Source organism: Candidatus Fokinia cryptica (genome assembly GCF_034359305.1).
GTDB lineage: Bacteria > Pseudomonadota > Alphaproteobacteria > Rickettsiales > Midichloriaceae > Fokinia > Fokinia crypta.
On the sequence record NZ_CP110343.1, the window covers coordinates 599338 to 620207 of the forward strand.

Genomic DNA, 20870 nt, shown 5'->3' on the forward strand with positions numbered 1-20870 from the left:
TTCATTAAGAATCATCAGAATTTTTAAAAATAGAAAAGTAGGCTTTTTGCCTAGCCTTAGCTATCACGATATCCAACAACTCCTTCCTTATATCAAATCCTTTAGCATTACACATCTCATATAATTCATCGCTAGAATAAGGCGCAATCCTAGCTAGAGAATTTAATCTGAGACGAGCAAATGCTCTCATCATCATCTGTTTTTCTCTTACTAGGCCATCGGAAGTCATTCCAATTATATTAGCAAAAGCAGCTTTATCTCCCTTTTCCTCTTCAAGATCAGCATGATTTTCTATTCCAAGCTGAATTGCCAAATTAGCTCGAGAAATCAGCTCTTCTGCAATTTCAGCATCTCCACCAACTATCGCACTCAAGTCAGAGACGCTTGTTTCTGCAATTTTCTCAACAGTATTCAGTTTTTCGGATATCAATAATTGTGCTAATATCATATCTATATCTAACCGCTTTTGAAGAATCAAAGAATCTTTTTTAGTTTTGTTATAAGCATCTGAAATTAAATCTTGCTCAGTAGCAACTTCAATTCTCATTCCTATAAGTTCTGATAAAAGTCTTACATTTTGACCATTCCTACCTATTACCTCGTGAGCAACTCCGGAACCCACTATAATTTTTACTACATCTTCATCCTCACTAAAAGAGACTTTTTGAGGAACAACTGGAGATATTGCATTAACTACCATTTCTCTCATGTCATCCGAATATAGTATAAAATCTATTTTTTCACCCCCTAATTCAGCCATTATCGCTTTCACACGACTACCTTTTATACCTATGCACGCCCCTACCGGATTGATGGAAGAAACACTAGAATACAATACAACCTTTGAACGAGAACCAGCTTCTCTCGCTATTCTCACAATCTTTATGGTGCTATTATAAATTTCCGCCACCTCTCTATGTAACAATTGCTCCAAAAAGAGATCAGAAGTTCTAGATAAAATCAACTGAGGCTCTTCATCTTGAGAAGGTTTCACCTCTACTAACACAGCTTTAACTTTAGTGCCATGTATGAAATTATCCTGTCTCAATTGATGATTATGTGGAATCACTGCGAGCACTCCATTCGCTAGCTTCACTACAACAGCCATACGATCTACTTTCTCTACAACTCCTGAAAACATCTCACCAATTTTTTCACTATACTCCTCAAATTCTCTTTCTGCTTCTATCCTCTTTATTTTCGAAATAAGTGCTACACGAGCTTTAGAAACAATAGAAGGTTCGATATCTAGCATTGGCACTTCTTCCAAAATTTCATCTCCAACCTCTACAACATGTCCGTTTTGTTTAGCTTCAGAAACAGAAATAACATCACAAATATTTGCTTCTTGTGCATTTTCTTCCTGTGATACGAGCAGAGCATCTTCGTCACTTATTACTTCAGTGATTTTATACAGGACGCTCTTTCCAGTCTTCCTATCAAAACGGCACTTAAATCTGTGATTGCCGTACTTACTGCACATCACGTCCTCTATGGTCTGCTCCAGCATCTCGAAAAGTAAACCAACTGGCATGCTCTTCTCTCTTGACACGTACTGAACTACCTGTAATATTCCAGATTCCTTCATACTTCCAGAGGGGGTATTTTAGAATTACGAATCGTTTTATCTCACTATTCACGAGAAATAACTATGGTGAAAACTCTACACCAAATCATGTAGCGATTTCAACAAGAATATTTAAATTACTAACATTTATTTATTTTTTCTCCTTCTCATTATTGAGAAATACTTCAGATACATACCTAAAACCCTTCTCTCCCCTCTTCACTTGGACTATTACATCTACCACATTTTTAATGTACATTGTAATGTCGTTTAGACTCATTTCTACTCCACTTTGCATAACCATCAAAGTTAGTTGCGATATAGCCATTGCAGGAGAATCAGCATGAAGAGTAGCAATTGACCCAGGATGACCAGTATTGATCGCTCTTAAATAGTCAAATGCTTCACTACCTCTCAGCTCTCCTACTATTATTCTGTCTGGACGTAATCTTAAACAAGCTTCTATCAGGCTCTTAATTGTAACATTAGCTCTACCCTGTCCACCCTTTGAAGCTATAAGATGCAACCTATTTTCATGTAAAGGTAACGAAATTTCTCTAGCATCTTCACATGTAATTAACCGCTCCTTTGCTGGAATTTCCTGTAAAAGTGCATTTGTAAAAGTGGTCTTTCCTGTTGAAGTACCACCGCTAACGATAATGTTTTTTTTGTAAGTAACAGCTTTTCTTAAAAAGAGCTTTATCTCTCCATTATCAAGATGTGATTGCAACTCATTGAGATATGGATCTTTTACACTCTTTATTGCAGCCTTCTGAAACATCCCAGCTTGTTCATATTTTTCAAGAGTAAAATTCATACCAGATGGTTTTCTTATAGAAATTCCAATAGTGCCAATCTCAGTAGCTGGTGGTATTACTATTTGAACACGAAATCCATTAGGAAGAGTAGCAGATAAAATCGGTTGCTCTTCACTTATTTTCTGCTCGGTAAAACTCGCTATTAACGTAGTCAGCCCTTTTAAGTGAATTTCGTTAAGTTCAGGAATAAGCTCTTTATACAATTCTCCCATTTTTTCAATCCATGCTTCACCATACCTGTTAATAGATATCTCACTTACACCGTCTTGAGCGAAGATACTTTCGAGAGGAGCGAGATAAGTTTCTAATGCAGTAATTTTAGCAGACATGCTCTAATAAAGAGTACTTTTCCTTAACTTTACATAAAAAAGTAAAAATAACAACCCGTTCATCGATATATGAATTAAAACTAAATTTAATGTACTATGTAGCACACATTTAAAATCATATATTTACGCTTTGCATTGTAAGTATTTTGATAGTACAATCTCGTATGAAAAATACAGAATTTTACTTCAGTAATGGATACAATTAAATACGGTTTGATATATTCAAACCTAATGAAACTGATAGTGATGGATGTTGTGAAAACCCTCGCTTCTGCACCTACAGGCACTTATCACTTTTGCATAGTAATCAGTTTTGACACAAGAAGTTATGGAGTAGTCCTTTCAGATAGACTTAAGGCTCAATATCCTAGGGAGATGACAATAATACTGCAACATCAATTTAGGGATTTGAAAGTATCATACGAAGCAATCTCCGTTACCCTATCTTTCAATGGTATGAATGAAAATATTTCCATACCCTTCCCTTCCCTTGTAAGGTTTGAAGATAAAGTAGCTGGCTTTTCAGTGGATTTCGATAAATTACTCTCCGTACAAAATATACCACAAACAGAACTATTCGGAGAAAAAGAAAGCGAGCTGGACAAATATCAAAATATAACTCACAGAATCGAAGACAATGTCTTAGTATTAGATGGGAGAGACATCTTCTCGCGCTCAAGATAACTAAAGGGATGATCAACTACACAATGTACTTCCTTATTTAAAATCGTTCTAATCCATTTCCGAACATTTCTTATCTAATAACTTTTCTATCTGCTCCACATGTTCATCAGTTACTTTTTGAACTTTTTTAGAAGCATCTTTCATAGTGTTCTCATCGATAACTTTTTCCTTTTCTAAATTCTTTAGCACATCTAAAGCATATCTTCTAACATTTCTAACAGCAATCTTTTGAGCTTCTGCATATGAAGCAGCTTTTTTCTTAAGTTGCTCTCGCACTTCTACAGATAATTCTGGTATATTTATCTTCAAAGTACTCCCTTCAGTTCTAGGATTTAAACCTATATTCGCTTCAATAATTGCTTTTTCGACCTTACTCACTAAACCGTCATCCCAAACCTTTACTAACAATACTCTTGCTTCAGCAACAGAAACATTAGCAAGTTGATTAACTGGCATCTTACTTCCATATGCATCCACCTGTATATTTTCTACCATACTGGGAGTAGCACGTCCTACTCGTAGTCCTCCCAATAATTCTTTATATTTATCGATTGCTCCCTCCATTTTTTTGGCTATATCAGCGAAAAGAGCATTCATTTCTTCTGCGTTTAACATTTTAAAAATACATTATACGTTGAATTGTCAATATAATACAGCTATCTATAGCGGCGTGTTTTGGCAATAAAAATTTTCTCTATTTGTGTTTTTATATAGTTCAATAAAAAAAATATTTACTAAGCATATTGTGAACTTTATTCTTTCTCTTCCTAGTAAAATGATGGAGAAAGGATTTTATTTGCAGTTACAGGTGCTTATGACATGTTCGCTTGCGTTTTTCATATTACCAGTACTTTTGAAAATACCAGCACCGTTTCCCGTTTTGCAATTTATTGCAGGCGCAGCAATGATTTCGATTTATTTTTGTGAAAAATATTTTCAATTCGTCCCATCAATTTATAGAGGTACCTACTATTACCTAGTACTTGCATTCTCTATTTCATTTATGCAATTCTTTTTATTCTTCCAATCTCTTTTTGGAATGCACTATCTTTTAAGTACAACATTGATACTTTTACTTCTTAGCTTATTTTTTTCATACATAGAAGTTATATTTCTCACAGTACCAAGCTTTTTTGTAGCACTCTTAATATCGGCGCCAATCCCGCTTAGCGACGATGGATTCTCCCAACTAACATGGGAATTAGAAAATTATAGAGAACATGGATTCCTACTGGTTGCAGTATCAGCATTTCTACTAGTAGTATATCAGCACCTCAATTCTACTGTAGAAAAAAAGCTTGACAGGAAAGAAATAGTAGAATCTAGGCTTTTAGGCTTTGCTATAGCACATGAAGTTAACGCGCCAATAGCAACACTTAGAATGCTACTAGATAGCCTACAAAAAATCATAAATAACGCAAGAAATGACGATATTTTAGAATTAAAGGGACCAGATATTGCCTTTGTATGTGATAGATTGCTACCTCATATGAATTCGTATTTAATCGAAGTATCAAATCTCATTAGTACGTTATTACAATCCATAAGAATATCAAAAACAAAAGACAACAAAATATCTACCGGACTTTCATTGAGTAACACTGTAATAAGAAGTTTAAGAGAATTGTATCAAGAAAAACCTAATATTAAATTCAACATTATTGAAGATTTTATATATAATTCTCCATCCGGATTATTGAAATCTATCATCAATAATATTATACAAAATGCTCTTGTACACGGTGGAAGAAAAGATGTAGAAGTTATAGTCGAAGTTCGAAAAAATAATGTAACTATTGTGAATAATGGAGAGTCTATAAAATCAAATGTATTATCTAACCTATTTTCATCAATGACTCCTGAGACAAGTTCTCCCACTACACAACATGGAATTGGACTAGCATTTTGCAGAAAAATGTGTGATATGCTAGGAATTACAATATCGTGCACTTCGAACAAAGAAGGAACAAGTTTCTTTATGGATTTCCCTCACGTCAAAGGAGGTAGTGCGACCAATACAAAAGCCATAGACAAAAAGTCTATGACTGTTTAAAATTTTACTTAATCCTTAATCCAATGTACATCCTACTTTCCTTAGCTACTACGACTTTTACATATTTTTGTTCTCTTCTTTTTGCACTTGAAATGGCCTTCTCAAAATCGCCTGTTGAAGTTACTTTAGTACCATCAACTTCTACTATCACATATCCAATCACAGGCTTTTGAGTATCCCAAAGAATAGAATCTTGCTCTATATCAACAATTACAAGACCATATGTAATTGTAGAAGGTATATGAAAGAGATCTCTTAATTCTTGAGTAATAGGTTTGACATAAGCACCCATTTCAAGTTTTGTACTCTTCTTCTTGATAGACTTTCCATATTGCTCTTCTTGTGCATCATTTTCATTATCAACCTTTTTCTCCACTCCAACATTCAGCATTATCGAATTACCATTTCTTATTATTTTTACCGGCAACTTAATCCCAACATCACTCTCTCGTATGATTTTTGCAAGTTGCGCAGTATTGTTCACTACTTGTCCATTTACTTCAAGTATTACATCACCTGCTTTTATACCATCCCTTTGAGCTATAGAGCCAGGAGCTACATCAGTCACTAAAACACCACTCATTTCATCTCGCAATTGTAACGATTTAGCAACATCTTCATCTAGTGCTTGTAACCACACTCCCCAATATCCTCTTTCAACTTTTCCGATTTTAATAAGTTGAAGAGCTATTTTTTGTACGCTATCACCCTGTATACCAAAAGATATTCCAGAAAAAGCCGAAGAACTTGGAAAAGTAGTAATAAACGCTAACATTCCTATGACATCACCATGAATATTACACATTGCTCCTCCTGAACTTCCCCTATTTGCTGACATATCTGTTTGCACATAACCATCACGACCTATATCCGAAATTACCCCACTTGTGAATGACCACGAAAGAGCCATAGGAGAAGAAAATGCTACTACTGTTTGCCCAACCTTTACTTTACTAAAGTCAGCAAATTTCAAGTATGGCAAATTTGACTCTTTTACCTTTATTACCGCAACATCACTCATCTCATCATACCCTATAACTTTCGCATCTACCCTTCTTGTTCTTCCATTACTTCTTAAAAGAACACTTACTTTACTTGCATCCTTAATTACATGAGCACACGTAACAATATATCCATCACTGGATATAATGAACCCAGAGCCAAAACCAAGTAATTTCTTACGAGATGGAACACCTTCCTTCATATATTTCTCAAACTCTCGAAATAAATCATCAACCTCCATCACGGATTCTTTACTAGTATAATGCGCTCTCACTTCAACAGTTGCAGGAAGAATTTTTTCAGCAACCTGGCTTAAATCATAATGATATGGTGTAACAACACTCGCTTCATCTCCGTACGCTTCTGTACATATAACAAACAGAGAAAGAGATGTAACCAAAGAGATAAGAAATTTAATGTAACACATAAGCCATAATTATTAATTTTAGAACTGAAACGACGGAACGGTGGGATTGTATAGCCTCACATCATATAATGCAATAACATAGATAATTGCCTTAAAAATACCAATTCACTCCCCCAACAAAAGAAAAAACAAACTCTTTAGTACCTAACTTAAGATTACTGAAATTATATACACTATCATTAAGTGAAGAAAGACTTTTTACCTGATTAATTTGAATGCATTTAGTACTACTTCCTACGATACGAGTCATAACTGATGTTGATGTAGTACCAGCATTATAAAAGGAATTTGCAGCATTATCGACTTGCAGCTCTCCAACATTTTTCTTCTTAATAATAGAACCAAAATTATCGCTCCCTAACACCGATTGCTGTGAATCGAGAAAATTCCCCCAAAATCCAAAATACATACCTAATTTATTCCATAAATAGCCCACCCCAAGTTCTACACCAGGAGAGAAAAACATCTTATTATATGAAGTTCCAAATCCTATTGCAGACTCTACAGAAGCTAAGCTTGTACTTTGTACATATGCAGCATTAACTGGAGTCAAACATGTGCTATCAGTATAAGCTGGCCCATATGCCGATACCATTTCCCAATCATCTGCTACAGACAGATCTAATTTTACCTGACTACCAAATGCATACGCTTTTAAGTAGCAATATACTCCATTTAACGAGGTAAAATAATATTGATATTGCAAAAAGCCCCCTATATTAAGTCTGTCAACTTCCAGAGCAGTAGCAACATTACCCGAAGATGGGGCACTACTACTATCATCTGAAGAAGAGGTATTATTACTCGTAGTGGTGTTATTGTTACTCGTAGTGGTAGTATAACCTACTGCTAAACCACACGAAATAACATCAGTATCCTGAGCATACAAATTATACCCTACCTGAGCAAAAACACTATTACTTCTAACATTTTCTGCTAATGATATTATACTGGAGCCTCCTTGAACATTACCATCTAATGCATAAGGCACTACTGGTGCGGCAGTAGTAAGTTCGAAATTGGTAGATATTCCACCAGATATTCCAAAAAACGCTTTTTTTATAAGTGAAGCATCAAAACTTATGCTTTCTTTACGAAATACCTCCTGACTTTCATCTCGTTGCTTATTTAAAACATTTGCATAATTCTGAATAAGCTGCGTATCATCTGCGCTAGCGGTAGAAAACACGATACATAATGGTATCACAACACAGAAAATACCACGCATTAAATACTTTTATATGCATTGCTGTAATTAATAGTGACATTCGCAAACCTAATATGCAATATTATTCATTACCTAAATTTAATCTAATTGAAAAATCATCCAATATAAAAGCCATTTGCCGTATTGTAGCATGACATACCATAACGATTATAGGTAAATTTAAGTGAAAACTATAAGAGACTGCCGTAGCAATACACCATAAAACTGTATCTTGCTCTGAAAAATTAGCCTTCATCGAAGTGATGAGTACAGGTACTTGATTATTCAACATATTAGTACGTAATTCACTAATTTGCATTGAACAATCATTATCAGCAATAAGCAATATTTCAGGAGAATCCCATCTTATCTTCGTAGAAAAATCATGGACGGATATCTTAACATACTTATTTTGAAAAGAGCAAAGATAAGATATCGACGAATCTGATTTTAAATCTACAGAAATTTTTCCTAAATTATCTAAAGAATGAAAGGATTTAGAACGGAGCTTATATACTCCGCAAGTCTTTTCTATTTCCCTAATAAGAAAGTCAACTACGTCTTTGTTGATAAGATGCATTATCTGAAATGCTATCTCACCGCAATATATTATCTTAAATAGCTTTTCTATTTCTGATAATACGGCTTCTTTAAAAAGAGTTATTCCAATCAACTTTGCAGCAGAATTCCACATATCATCAGATATTTGCAAATCAGATATAAACCTTCTCTCTGCTAAATAATTTCCGCAAACTTTAATGTAATTATCAGCAATCAACAACTTATTTAAAACAACTGCATATCCAAATTCTCTATATTTTGCTACTATAATGTTAGCAATGATCGATGCATCACAGTACGACATCACATCATCTACTTTTGACAAAGCATATAGCTTAGTCCTTGTAAGAGATAAGTTTTTGCTATCTGACATACTTTAATGCGTAAAATTTCTTTTATGTGCAAAGGTAATCATTTGAAAGGAGAATGTGAAAACCATACAGGCAATAGTAGCAAAAATACCACCTTCACACTTTATTATCTGAATATACATAGCCCATATCATACACAATGATGATAAAGCTACATTTCTTACTAGTAAAAAAACATTCAACCATACAATTACACCGAGTAATGCAGAAAGTGGAGATAATCCTAGTGTAACACCTAACGCAGTAGCTACCCCCTTACCTCCTTGATACATAACAAGTGGTCTTATATGTCCTATAATAGCGAGAGCACCACATATCAATGCCATACTAAATTTACCAAATATCAGAATGCTTATAGATGTATTTTGAGATAAGTAATACAATCCGGAAACAACTGCAAATCCTTTGCTACAATCTAAGAAAAGAGTGATTGCTGCTGGTATAGCACCTCCAGCTCTATAAACATTAGTAGCACCTATATTCCCCGAGCCAACACTGCGTAAATCCTCAAGCCCAAAAAGAGCTTCTATCGCTTTTCCAAAACATATGGAGCCAACAAGATAACAAACAACACAATATAGAAAATATATCTTCATATTTACAAGATGAAAAAAAACATTAAAGCTTTAATTTTGGACTGAATAATAGCACAATAGGAGCTGATATAAAAATAGAAGAATAGGTACCAAATGCTATTCCAAACGTCGTAATATAGCTGAAACTCCTGAGTTTTTCATCACCAAAGAGCAATAACACTACACACACAATTATAGTACTCGCTACTGTCATTGTAGTGCGAGAAAGTGTTTGATTGATACTAGAATTAATAACATCAGATAATGGCACATTGCTTTTAGAATTTTCCCTTATCCTATCATATATTACAACACTATCATTAATAGAGTACCCTATTACTGTCAACAAAGCAGCTATCGAAGCACTATCAAATTCATACCCAAAAGTCGAGCAAAATCCCACCGTAACTACAGCATCATGCACAAGACTTATCAGTACACCAATTGCAAATTCCATTTTAAACCTTAACCACGTGTATATCATAATACCTAGAAGCGCAACAATTATCGCAAAATAGCTTCTATGCAAAAGCTCACTTCCTAGTTTAGGGCCTATATACTGCATACTCTCTATAGTTGGGTTATATTCCTTTAAACTATCAAGCACCATTCTACTTAAATTTTTCACATTGTTCTCCGCGCCTCCTACCCTAACGAGAAAAAGCTCCCTATCCGTTATATAGTGATTTTGCACTTTTTTTATTTCACTTAAATTTTTTACAAAAGGCTTTAATTTTTGCTCTAGAATATCTCTATTTATTTGGTTGTTAGCTGTAAGTTCCATCACAATACCACCTGTAAAATCCACACTATAATTCAACCCTTTATAAAGAAAAATGAAAACTGAATAAGTTGTTAGTATGATACTTAGGAGTACTGCCCAACGAAAATAGCGGACAAAATTGAAATTCATGTTACTCAACACTGTAATATTCTAACTTATAAATCATCGTAGGACTTATCTTAATTATTTGAATGCTCCTAATGCAATTAAAAACTGCTTGTTTTTTTAACAATCAGCACATCGCAGACCATTTGAGGTAAACACAGAATAGTATTACTTCATAAGTGAAAGTTGTTTTGTTATTTAGCAGAAAAACATAATCCAAATAATGACGAACAAAATCCTCTCATTTTCTTGACTAATATGCTATTTTTCCTATCCTTCTATTAAGGTAATTACGGCAGTAAAAATGAAATCAAAAATCTTTAATTTCTTCGTGATAGCATCGGTATGTATTGCAAATACTACATATGTTCAAGCTAAAGACCAATCAAATTCTTCAACAGTAGATAATCTTAACGATAGCTCACCTCAAGTAAATAGCACTACAAATACGTCCTCCACACCATCAACCACACAGTCCACACAGCAAAACGTTACAGCCACTCCACCTCAACCACCTCAAATAAATAACACTACAAATACGTCATCCACACCATCAACCACACAGTCCACACAACAAAACATTACAACCACTCCACCTCAACCACCTCAAGTAAATAACACTACAAATACGTCATCCACACCATCAACCACACAGTCCACACAACAAAACATTACAACCACTCCACCTCAACCACCTCAAGTAAATAACACTACAAATACGTCATCCACACCATCAACCACACAGTCCACACAACAAAACATTACAACCACTCCACCTCAACCACCTCAAGTAAATAACACTACAAATACGTCATCCACACCATCAACCACACAGTCCACACAGCAAAACATTACAACCACTCCACCTCAACCACCTCAAGTAAATAACACTACAAATACGTCATCCACACCATCAACCACACAGTCCACACAGCAAAACATTACAGCCACTCCACCTCAACCATCTCAAATAAATAATAACACTGCAAATACATCATCTACATCATCAACCACACAACAAAATATTACAGCCACTCCACCTCAACCACCTCAAGTAAATAACACTGCAAATACGTCCTCCACACCATCAACCACAACTCAGAAACATGAAGAAAGTACACAAGAGAAAGATGTTAATGAAGTACATATCATAGCTCATTATGACAATTGGAAGCTCGTTTCATCAGAAAAAGGAAATTTCATTATAGGTACTGAAAATAACTCCCACAACAGTACTGCATATATCGCTTTGGAGAAAAGAAAAAATGGTAAATTTTCTATATCTATATGCAGTAGCAATGAAATAGAAATGGATAAGAACGCTAGTATCACAGTAAATAATAAATCATTTATACTATTCAATGGTGATAACGTGTACTGTGCGACTAGTTACGATAAAGAACAAGACGAAGCAATAATATCTAACATACAAGCTACTTGCACAACTTCAGAACCAAATGCAATCTTAGCATTTATTACTAAGAACTCAGGAACGATTGAAATTCCAATACCAGTTAATAGCTTTAAACGTATCTATGATGTCGCAAAGAAAATTTCGTAACAATTATAAAAAAATAAAGTGAAAATCCTTGATAATTTGCAAGATCTACAAAATTTTCAAAACTTTTTCCAAAAAAGACTAACTAAAAATAGGGCTGTATTAGTAAGAGTGGATTTTAATATGCCAACTGATCAAAGTGGGCGAATTACAAATTTTCAAAGATTAGAAAAAGCTCAAGATACAATAAATTTCATTCTCGAATGTGGTGGTATTCCTGTGCTTTTATCCCATCTTGGAAAGAAGTACGAAAAATTTGAAATGCATATCAAACAGATAAATTCATATCTCAAAAATAATAAATTTCACGAACTACACTTAGTAACCGAAAGAAGTAACTTCTCAGAACAGATAACAGCATTGCAAAAGCTTCTTTCAATCACTGAAGAAACAGAAAAAAAAGTATTTCTTATTGAAAATATGAGATTATATGAAGAAGAGGAAAAAAATTCTGATGAAGCAGCGCAAATGCTAATTTCAGAAATCTCCGAATTCTACATTAATGAAGCATTTTCGTGTTGTCATAGAAAGCATATGTCAATGTATTCCCTTCCAATGCATACTACTTATAAATTTTGTGGAATTCGTCTCATACAAGAATTGCAAGCTATATTACCACTTATGAAGGTAAATTTTGAAGATACTACAATTATCCTTGGTGGAGCTAAAATATCGACAAAACTACCGTTAATAAAATTTATGATTGGAAAAGTAAGAAATATTATAGTGTCAGGTGGTATTGCTAATACACTTTTAAAGTACGGGTTTAATTATAATACAGGTTCTTCTTTGACAGAAATAGGAATGGAATTAGAGATAAATAATTTACTCTGTAATAAAAATTGTAAAATCGTTCCAATTAACCTTTATAAAGAAGATTCTGAAATAACACAAATTTTATTACCATCAGATTTTCATATTTCTGAGGATAGTAGAAAAAACTTAGAAATACTGAAAATTAACATACAAGAATTAAACATAAACAAACAGCAATTCTCAATTTTTGATATAGGCAATGCTACAAATTCCGCTATAGAAAATATCTTACAAATACAAAAAACAGTAATATGGAACGGACCACTAGGAATGTATGAGAATGAAAAATTCAAACAAGGAACTGATCATGTTATGAATATATTATCCAGACTCACGAAAAATGGCACTATTAAAAGCTTTATAGGAGGAGGTGATACAATAGCATGCATCAAAAATGAACATAACATAACTCATATATCAGATGGTGGTGGCTCATTCATCTCATTTCTCAGTGGTAACGTCCTACCAGGTTTAGCTAGCATGCTAAATACTTCAAATTCTCCTTGAAAACTAGTTCACATTCTTCCGTCACTCATTTAATAGAATCTAGATCAGATTGATTGCATATACCTAGAAGTACAGGATCTTTTGGCTCTAATTCTTCATAATTCCAGTGAGTTTTAGTTCTTATAGAGTCGACTAATTTTTCAGTTGTACCAAGAATTTTTGCTATTTCTTTAGAATTTGCAGTCGAGAATCTGTTGATAACCCACAATATCGCATTCGCTTTTTCTCTCCTCAATGCAACAGGAGTGTATTTCTTTGCTTTATTCTTAGTAAAGAGTACACCTTTCATTATTTCAGACATCTTTAAGGTACTGTTTACATCATTTTCGCATCTTTTAATTTCTTCTGCAGCAAGTTGTCCCATGCTAATGGGACTTATAGGTGTAATCTTCCTCCCTAATTCATCATCCGCCATAGCTTGTACTTCCAAAAGGTGCAACTTACAAAAAGTAGCAATCTGCGTAAAAGTCAACTTTGTATTAAGGATCAACCACATAGCGGTAGCTTTAGGCATAACAGGTTTTGCATTAAAGTCGCCGACTTTCTTTTTTACAGCCATAAATTTTATTATTATTCACGTCTTTTCACGCTATTCTACAGCAGTTCTCATAAAGATTAAAGATTGAATTAGTAAAATTCAATAAAGCAAAGCATTTTAAAACGGTAAATACACTCAACATTACTGAATTGCATATTCCACAGATTGCAATTCATCATACATTATGATACGCTCAACGCGTTCGTTATTATTACGGAATTTTCTCAATATGGGACAGAAAGCTAATCCAGTAGGTCTAAGATTAGGCATTAACAGAAGTACTGATTCGATGTGGTACGCGTCTAAAACAGATTACCCTCGCATTTTACGTCAGGATATTGCTATACGTGAACTTATAGAACGACGTTTCGGAGGTGCTTTGATATCTAAAATTGAGATGCGTCGTTCTTCGTCTAAGTTGAATGTGAGAATTGTCGCTGCGAAAGCTATGATGATATTGGGTAAGAACGGTTCTGAGGTAGAAGTTCTCAAAAAGAGTATTATTGGTATTGTAGATCATGGATTAGAAGTGGATATTAATATAGACACAGAAAAGAAGCCTTTGCTACAATCTAGAGTTGTAGCAAAGATGATTTCTCAACAACTTGAGCAGAGAGTAGCTCCAAAACAAGCAATGAAAAAGGCTATTAGAGATGTCATGAAATCTGGAGCATACGGAGTGAGAATTGCTATAAGTGGTAGATTAGGAGGAGCTGAAATAGCAAGAACGGAATGGCAAAAAGACGGGAGCGTGCCACTTCACACACTGAGAATGCCGATCGAAAAGAGTAATGCGATTGCTCGTACTACATATGGTGTGCTTGGAGTTGCTGTTATTATAGCGGCTCATCCAAACAGTATACGTGAAGAAGAACAACGATCTAATTAAGATTAATAAGGGAAGCGCCTTAAAACAGCGAACTTCTCATGTTTCTTCTCTTTTAGCATGTGTGGTAGTGTTAATAAGATGGAGCAGAGGTAGGAGATATTATGGCGAGAGTACCAAAAGGCTCGTCTAAAGCAAGGGATATTATAGGAGGATTACCAAGAGTAGTAGAACTATTCGAAGCAAGAGAACCAAAAGAACACTCAATTATAAGTGAAGTAGATGGAGTAATAAGCTTTGGAAAAGATTATAAATCTAAGAAACGACTTGTAGTAAAACCTGCAGATGGAAGTGATAAATTATATGAATATTTTGTTCCTAGATATAGAAATATAGTTGTAAATCCAGAAGAATTTGTAAAACGTGGAGCTTTATTAGTAGAGGGTGATGTCTCTCCTAGTGAGATCTTAAGCGTGCTTGGTAAAGAAGCTCTCGCTAGATATATGATATCCGAAATTAAACAAGTCTATAGATTACAAGGTGTCAACATTCATAATAAACATATAGAGGTATTATTACGTCAGATGATGGGAAGAATGGAAGTAGTTAAGTCTGGTGGCACAAATTTAGTCGAAGGTGAGATTATAAGCGAAGACGATTTGATTCGCTCTCAGAAAAATGCAAAACTCCTTACCTATCACTTCATCCCTCCACAGGTTAAAACTGTATTAATTCATAAATAATTCGCAAAATTTTAAACCTTTCTTAGAAGGAAAATTCGATTGTTGATTGGTAAGAATCACTATCCCAACTTCCTCAGAAGGTACAAATCCGATAAAAGAGTTTACTCCATTAATTGATCCTCCATGAAAAATCATTTTTTTCTTTAAATTCTTTCCTATTCTCCACCCAATTGCATAATATTTTTCTATATCGTTACGAGTATTTCTTGAATCACTCTTTACGATTGGAGTGTATAAGTAATGTAACATTTTTTGAGAAATAATATCTGTTCTATACCCAGAACTCAATCTTAAGATTTCTATCATCCCATTAAGAGAAGCAAATACACCAGCAGCAGAAGCAACTGTCTTAGGGTAATAAGGCGGAAATGGGAGAGATTTCAATATCTTTTTCTTTTTTCTTTTTATTACGAGATGTGGATAAGCTATCATAAAACTTTTCTGAACTGGAAACATATGAATTCCATCTACTCCCAAGCGATTAGACATAGCAAGAATAGCATTTCGTAAATTAAGTTCTTTAGCGCTCAAAATTTCTTCAGCTAAACTAAAAATAGCATTACTATAAAAATAACATTCTCCTACCTTACATTTTGGATATTGTTTCGATATTTGCGAAAGTAATGCATTTCTAGATAATCCTTTCTCTATTTGAGAATTGCCTGAAAAATTATAGCCTGTACTATGACTCAAGATGTCTTTCATACTAATACTACTGCTAAGATATGGAAGATTCATTTTATCTTCAAAAGAGAAATTGCCATTTTCTGCGATGAATGCAATAGTCAATGCTGATATTGGCTTTGAAACAGATGCAAGTGGAAATAACGTATCGAAAGTAATATTTTTACGATTTCCAACTCTTTTCCCAAAAGCTGTCTTATAAACTACGCGTCCCTGATATAAAATTGCTATAGCACCACCATGTAGTTGATGCTTTTCTCTTTCACACTCTTCTATAAATCGCTCAATCTTCAACAGCTTATTATCATGAACAGCAATAACATAGTTGCTATGCAGCAAAAGTAATATAAAGAGAATAAAAGAATATTTTAACATTAATCTTCAAATTAAAATAACTTATAACACTCAGATAAACGAAATCCTATTCTAAAGCATTAACTAGTACAAGCACGTATTTTTTGTCTTAATCTCTTGCACTAAATTTAGATTGATAATTATTCTTCAAAAAGAGAGTAGCAATAAAGAGCGCTGGTATAGAAAGAAACACCGATAATAAAAAATATACTTTCCATCCAAAAAACGATGCTACAAATCCTGAAAAAGAGCCAAATATATTTCTTAAGAGCTGAGAAGATGAACTCAAAATTGCGAACATAGTAGCTCTATAAGAATCTTGTGCTCTACAAAATATACTCATAAAACTTATTATAGCCACATTCGCGAATCCTTGGCACATCTTTTCTAAGCACGAAATAGCACCAAGCATTATATTTCCAGAAGCTGATGATAGAAATACCAAAAATAATAAATTAGAACAAGCAGCCATAATTTCAGCAATTAACAATATATGTATGGTCTTTTCAAAAAACTTTCGTAAGACATAACTTCCAATTACAGTACCAGCGAAAAATCCAATTGTACCAAAAACCTTATTAAAAGTTGCAAGTTGCTCTTTAGAAAAGCCATTTTCTAAAAGAAAAGGCATAAGTAACACATCCATAAATCCGTCACTCAACTTAAATGTAGCAACTAAAAGCAATACTAATGATGCTTTATCCGCTGAGAGAAAGGCAGTAAAGGCACTGTAGTATTCTTTAATGAAAGAAGTGATGACATGTTTCTTTTTTTCAACTGTGATAGTGGTATCATCTATTCTATAGATCACTATCAAATATCCTGAACATAAAAATCCGCAAACGGCATATATACTGTTCCAAGAAAGGAAACTTACAAGATTAAGAACAATGAAACTTATACCTGAAATCGCTATTGTCCATCCGAGAATAAAGTATAAATCTACTTTCGGTATTTCATAATTATTAGAACCTTCAAGTCTATAAGCTTCTACACTATTATCAAAAGTGGCACCCATAGATGCTTGTAATAGGGTAAAGATAAAAAATATATATTCATTACGAGCAACGAATGGAACCATAATCATACTTAATGAGAGCATAGTTTGGAGTAAGAACATCCATTTCTTCCTTATCCCCCATTTTTCTGGAAATATATTTAATGGTATAATATCAGTAAACGGAGCACTTAAAGATTTTAAAGAAAACGGCATCATTCTGATAGAAAATACACCTAATGAAATTAAGGAATATCGTATATCGTGAAGAAAAATCGTGGTTACTGCTGAAAAAATACCAAAAGAAGTACCACTACATGCACCTAAAAGAAACAATCTGAGATGTATTATATGTGGAAATAAATATCGCCATATTAATTTCATATAGCTTTCATTAGCACACTATAATACACTATGTGCATGGTATCACATCATTTTTTTTAGTGCTATATAAATCTGAAATCATCCATAGATTGAGCACTATCATAACAAAAAGATATAAAATAGAATGTGCTATAGGAATGGAGATAGAATTTTATGCAATACCTAAAAATACGTATAAATGCAATTTTATAGCTGATCTCACAAAGGAATTGAAACAGTATGGAATATCAGTTATCTCAGAAGAAGAGGAGAATCAGTACGAAATTAAGATACCTCATACCACAAATCTGTGCTTTCTATGCAAAAAAGTTGAAATATGTAATAAAATACTTGCTAATTTTAATAATTATACAATTATTACATCACCAAGGCCATTTCCAAGTAAGAGCAGCTCAAGTGCTCAATATAATATAAGTCTGCATACTAATAGTACAAATATCTTTTCAGAATCTCTTATCACAGAAAATAAGCAACTCATAGATCATATCGATAGCATTTTGGAAATGCTGAACGACGCCTTATATTTTTTATTAGCCCAAAACGATGAAGAATATACGCGCTTTGGAAGTAGCATACACACACCTCTTACGATAAGTTGGGGGATCAATAATAGAACTACCGCTATCAGGATACCATCCTCTCATTGCGAAAATAGAAGGATAGAATTCAGAATACCATCACCTCAATCACCACCAGAAAATGTTATACTTTTTCTGCTGATATCTATTTTATATAAGACAGTAATATCTCCAAAAAAACACTATCCACCTACATATGGAAACGCACACCACTTAGAATTATACAGAAATGAACTGTTACATCCTTCTTTGAAAGATGCATCGGAAAACTTTTCACTGCTAAATTACACAACACTTATATCCAACAGCGTAAAAGAAAATGACTACGAAATGAAAAACATACTCTCTGAAATTCGCGCTCTGCTTTTCCAATACAGAGCGCTCTCAAAATTATAATTATAATTCTACTTCGGCAACTTTGTTTCTACCCAAATCTATCTCGACGATTTTTACATTTTTTTCCTCTAATACCGCTCTAGCATTTTGAGAAACTTTATGAACTTCTATTGAACGAAAAGCTTTATCAAGAACAGTATCTGGTTCTTTAGGCCCTAGTAACTTCACATTTTCACCTTTTTCTTCAATTAATCCAAGTTCCAGCATAATATCCATTGTAATATCCGAGTCAGCATTAATCTTCTCACTTCTAATCAAATCGTTCAAAGCATCAATGCTAATTAAAGTGTACTCTATTCTATTTGCACTTCTAAATCCACGTTTTGGCAACCTTGTATACAAAGGCATTTGCCCACCTTCAAACCCATTTAATGCTACTCCACTTCGAGCTGTTTGTCCTTTTCCTCCTCTACCGGAAGTCTTTCCAAGACCAGAACCTACACCACGTCCCAAAATTTTCTTTTGTCTTCTCGCTCCATAATTATCTCTAAAATCATTTAACTTTGTGAAGAAACCAGAACGTTCGCCATCATGCTGTCCACGCTCACCATCCCTACTACGGAATGAACTTCCCTGTCTATCCGATCTGCTGTAAGAGCTAGAACGTTCACCATCACGCTGTCCGCGCTCACCATCCCTACGGAATGAACCTCCCTGTCTATCATTTGATCTTCCGTAAAAACCAGAGCGCTCACCATCACGTTGCCCACGCTCGCCATCTCTACTACGGAATGAACTTCCTTGTCTATCCGGCCTGCTGTAAGGCCTAGAACGCTCGCCATCACGTTGTCCACGCTCATCGTTCCTACCACGGAAGGAACTTTCTTGTCTATCGCCTGAACCAGCAGAAAAATTAGATGAGCGTTCATTGGAAAAATTAGATGAGCGTTCATTGCTTCGGTATCCGCGTGCATCGCCTTGTCTAGGACTTCGCCTTTCGTTACTCCTCTCACCGTATGAGGAGCTAGTATGAGTTCTTCTTCGCATAACTTAGTATGTTGCCATTTTAATAACGTTTGGAATGGTATCATAAGATATGCAAATGTACAACAGGAATATATAAACCTTTAGTAAAACTATACCATACCCAATATACTGCTATATTTAATGTTGCACTATCTATTATTTAGTGATAGTATTGTCTCGAATTTAGTGAATTTCAGCCAGAAATGCTATGCCTAGAAAATGCGATATAAACGGTAAAATGGTTTCCTATGGTAATAATGTTTCACACTCTAATAGGAGAACTCGTAGGAGATTTTTACCGAATATACAAAATGTTAGTGTATTTAGTTCTACGATGAAAAAATTCTTTAGACTTGCGGTATCAACCTCTGGCTTAAGAACTTTAGATAAGCATCATGGAATAGATAATTATCTTATCACAACTCCTGACGAAAAGCTTACCTTAAAGCTTCGTGGGATTAAAAAAGCTATTTTAGCTACATCTAGTTCAAGTGCTGAGTGAAAGTGAATAGTTATGAACAGAAATGATAGACTCTCTGCAATAAAAATTCTTTATGAGATTTCCTGTAAATCTTCTCTTCTAGGACAATCGCATGCTGTTACGTATGTGACTGTGTCTAGTCAATACTCGGACATTCCTTCAGAGCACGATAATTTAGAATGTTTGGGCTATGAAGAAGTCGATCCTTTATCGCCATGCGTTCCGTTTATAAACGATAATGTAAGAGATGCTGTTTCTTATTGCTCTACTAATTACTTCAATATTATTAAGATAATGTCTAGTTGCCTTGAAAATGGTACAGACATATCAATGTCTTATATGCTAGAAGCAATCCTTAGATGTGCATTTTATGAACTTTCTAAAAAAGTAGAACAAGACAATGCGATATGGAAAAGCCGTATCATATCAGAATACTTAAGTATCGCGCTGCTTTTTGGACAAACACAACGATTAGGTCTTATTAATCATTTACTAGATGCATGCTGGGAAAAACTTAATAGCTCATCTCAAACTTTAATAGAAGTTGTATCTTAAGAAT

The 20870-nt window shown here is 34.3% G+C and carries 20 protein-coding genes and 1 pseudogene; 9 read left to right on the top strand and 12 right to left on the bottom strand.

Features of this window, described 5'->3' with window-relative positions; translation table 11 throughout:
• Positions 1-4: 4 nt before the first annotated feature.
• Positions 5-1588, bottom strand: coding sequence for a transcription termination factor NusA (gene nusA, locus Fokcrypt_RS02745; RefSeq protein WP_323722010.1), 1584 nt, complete (start codon positions 1586-1588; stop codon positions 5-7).
• A gap of 130 nt (positions 1589-1718) precedes the next feature.
• Positions 1719-2714 (bottom strand): P-type DNA transfer ATPase VirB11, encoded by a 996-nt coding sequence (gene virB11 / locus Fokcrypt_RS02750; protein WP_323722011.1) that lies wholly within the window; start codon positions 2712-2714, stop codon positions 1719-1721.
• Between the two features lie 192 nt (positions 2715-2906).
• Between virB11 and Fokcrypt_RS02755 the strand changes: the two genes are divergently transcribed.
• Positions 2907-3398, top strand: coding sequence for a ClpXP protease specificity-enhancing factor SspB (locus tag Fokcrypt_RS02755; RefSeq protein ID WP_323722012.1), 492 nt, complete (start codon positions 2907-2909; stop codon positions 3396-3398).
• 48 nt (positions 3399-3446) lie between these two features.
• Here the strand turns inward: Fokcrypt_RS02755 and frr are convergent, their stop codons facing one another.
• A complete protein-coding gene (gene frr / locus Fokcrypt_RS02760) occupies positions 3447-4013 on the bottom strand; it encodes a ribosome recycling factor (RefSeq protein ID WP_323722013.1) in 567 nt (188 codons plus the stop codon).
• 130 nt (positions 4014-4143) lie between these two features.
• On the opposite strand from frr, the gene Fokcrypt_RS02765 reads away from it, so the two are divergent.
• A complete protein-coding gene (locus Fokcrypt_RS02765; RefSeq protein WP_323722014.1) occupies positions 4144-5451 on the top strand; it encodes a sensor histidine kinase in 1308 nt (435 codons plus the stop codon).
• Positions 5452-5455: 4 nt separating this feature from the next.
• Here the strand turns inward: Fokcrypt_RS02765 and Fokcrypt_RS02770 are convergent, their stop codons facing one another.
• The 5 genes from Fokcrypt_RS02770 to secF all read right to left on the bottom strand — a co-directional run bounded on the left by Fokcrypt_RS02770 (position 5456) and on the right by secF (position 10507).
• Positions 5456-6880 carry a trypsin-like peptidase domain-containing protein gene (locus Fokcrypt_RS02770; RefSeq protein WP_323722015.1) on the bottom strand — a complete coding sequence of 475 codons (1425 nt, stop codon included), beginning with the start codon at positions 6878-6880 and terminating at the stop codon, positions 5456-5458.
• Between the two features lie 91 nt (positions 6881-6971).
• On the bottom strand, positions 6972-8108 hold the full coding sequence (locus Fokcrypt_RS02775) for a hypothetical protein (RefSeq protein WP_323722016.1): 1137 nt from the start codon (positions 8106-8108) through the stop codon (positions 6972-6974).
• A gap of 61 nt (positions 8109-8169) precedes the next feature.
• Positions 8170-9021, bottom strand: coding sequence for a hypothetical protein (locus Fokcrypt_RS02780; RefSeq protein WP_323722017.1), 852 nt, complete (start codon positions 9019-9021; stop codon positions 8170-8172).
• Positions 9022-9024: 3 nt separating this feature from the next.
• On the bottom strand, positions 9025-9615 hold the full coding sequence (locus tag Fokcrypt_RS02785; protein ID WP_323722018.1) for a glycerol-3-phosphate acyltransferase: 591 nt from the start codon (positions 9613-9615) through the stop codon (positions 9025-9027).
• Positions 9616-9637: 22 nt separating this feature from the next.
• Positions 9638-10507 carry a protein translocase subunit SecF gene (gene secF, locus Fokcrypt_RS02790; protein WP_323722019.1) on the bottom strand — a complete coding sequence of 290 codons (870 nt, stop codon included), beginning with the start codon at positions 10505-10507 and terminating at the stop codon, positions 9638-9640.
• A gap of 280 nt (positions 10508-10787) precedes the next feature.
• Between secF and Fokcrypt_RS02795 the strand changes: the two genes are divergently transcribed.
• On the top strand, positions 10788-12044 hold the full coding sequence (locus Fokcrypt_RS02795; protein WP_323722020.1) for a hypothetical protein: 1257 nt from the start codon (positions 10788-10790) through the stop codon (positions 12042-12044).
• Between the two features lie 18 nt (positions 12045-12062).
• The gene (pgk, locus tag Fokcrypt_RS02800) at positions 12063-13364 is read left to right on the top strand and encodes a phosphoglycerate kinase (protein WP_323722021.1); all 1302 of its coding nucleotides are present in this window, start codon (positions 12063-12065) and stop codon (positions 13362-13364) included.
• A 25-nt stretch (positions 13365-13389) separates the two neighbouring features.
• On the opposite strand, the gene Fokcrypt_RS02805 is transcribed toward pgk, so the two are convergent.
• Positions 13390-13923: a cell cycle transcriptional regulator TrcR gene (locus Fokcrypt_RS02805; protein ID WP_323722022.1), complete on the bottom strand. Its 534-nt coding sequence runs from the start codon at positions 13921-13923 to the stop codon at positions 13390-13392.
• 163 nt (positions 13924-14086) lie between these two features.
• Between Fokcrypt_RS02805 and rpsC the strand changes: the two genes are divergently transcribed.
• The gene (rpsC, locus tag Fokcrypt_RS02810; RefSeq protein WP_323722023.1) at positions 14087-14791 is read left to right on the top strand and encodes a 30S ribosomal protein S3; all 705 of its coding nucleotides are present in this window, start codon (positions 14087-14089) and stop codon (positions 14789-14791) included.
• 101 nt (positions 14792-14892) lie between these two features.
• Positions 14893-15322 (top strand): annotated as a pseudogene (locus Fokcrypt_RS02815) (DNA-directed RNA polymerase subunit beta'); the annotation flags it as partial.
• Positions 15323-15456: 134 nt separating this feature from the next.
• Here Fokcrypt_RS02815 and Fokcrypt_RS02820 read toward each other — a convergent pair.
• Together Fokcrypt_RS02820 and Fokcrypt_RS02825 are read right to left on the bottom strand one after the other, a co-directional pair.
• A complete protein-coding gene (locus Fokcrypt_RS02820; protein WP_323722025.1) occupies positions 15457-16530 on the bottom strand; it encodes a serine hydrolase domain-containing protein in 1074 nt (357 codons plus the stop codon).
• 88 nt (positions 16531-16618) lie between these two features.
• Complete coding sequence (locus Fokcrypt_RS02825; protein WP_323722026.1) at positions 16619-17890, bottom strand: MFS transporter; 1272 nt, start codon at positions 17888-17890, stop codon at positions 16619-16621.
• 59 nt (positions 17891-17949) lie between these two features.
• Between Fokcrypt_RS02825 and Fokcrypt_RS02830 the strand changes: the two genes are divergently transcribed.
• On the top strand, positions 17950-18864 hold the full coding sequence (locus Fokcrypt_RS02830; protein ID WP_323722027.1) for a hypothetical protein: 915 nt from the start codon (positions 17950-17952) through the stop codon (positions 18862-18864).
• On the opposite strand, the gene rplO is transcribed toward Fokcrypt_RS02830, so the two are convergent.
• Positions 18865-19851 carry a 50S ribosomal protein L15 gene (rplO, locus tag Fokcrypt_RS02835; protein WP_323722028.1) on the bottom strand — a complete coding sequence of 329 codons (987 nt, stop codon included), beginning with the start codon at positions 19849-19851 and terminating at the stop codon, positions 18865-18867.
• 187 nt (positions 19852-20038) lie between these two features.
• On the opposite strand from rplO, the gene rpmB reads away from it, so the two are divergent.
• Positions 20039-20332, top strand: a complete 294-nt coding sequence (gene rpmB / locus Fokcrypt_RS02840) for a 50S ribosomal protein L28 (protein WP_323722029.1) — start codon at positions 20039-20041, stop codon at positions 20330-20332.
• Positions 20333-20344: 12 nt separating this feature from the next.
• Positions 20345-20866, top strand: coding sequence for a transcription antitermination NusB family protein (locus tag Fokcrypt_RS02845; protein WP_323722030.1), 522 nt, complete (start codon positions 20345-20347; stop codon positions 20864-20866).
• Positions 20867-20870: the final 4 nt, after the last annotated feature.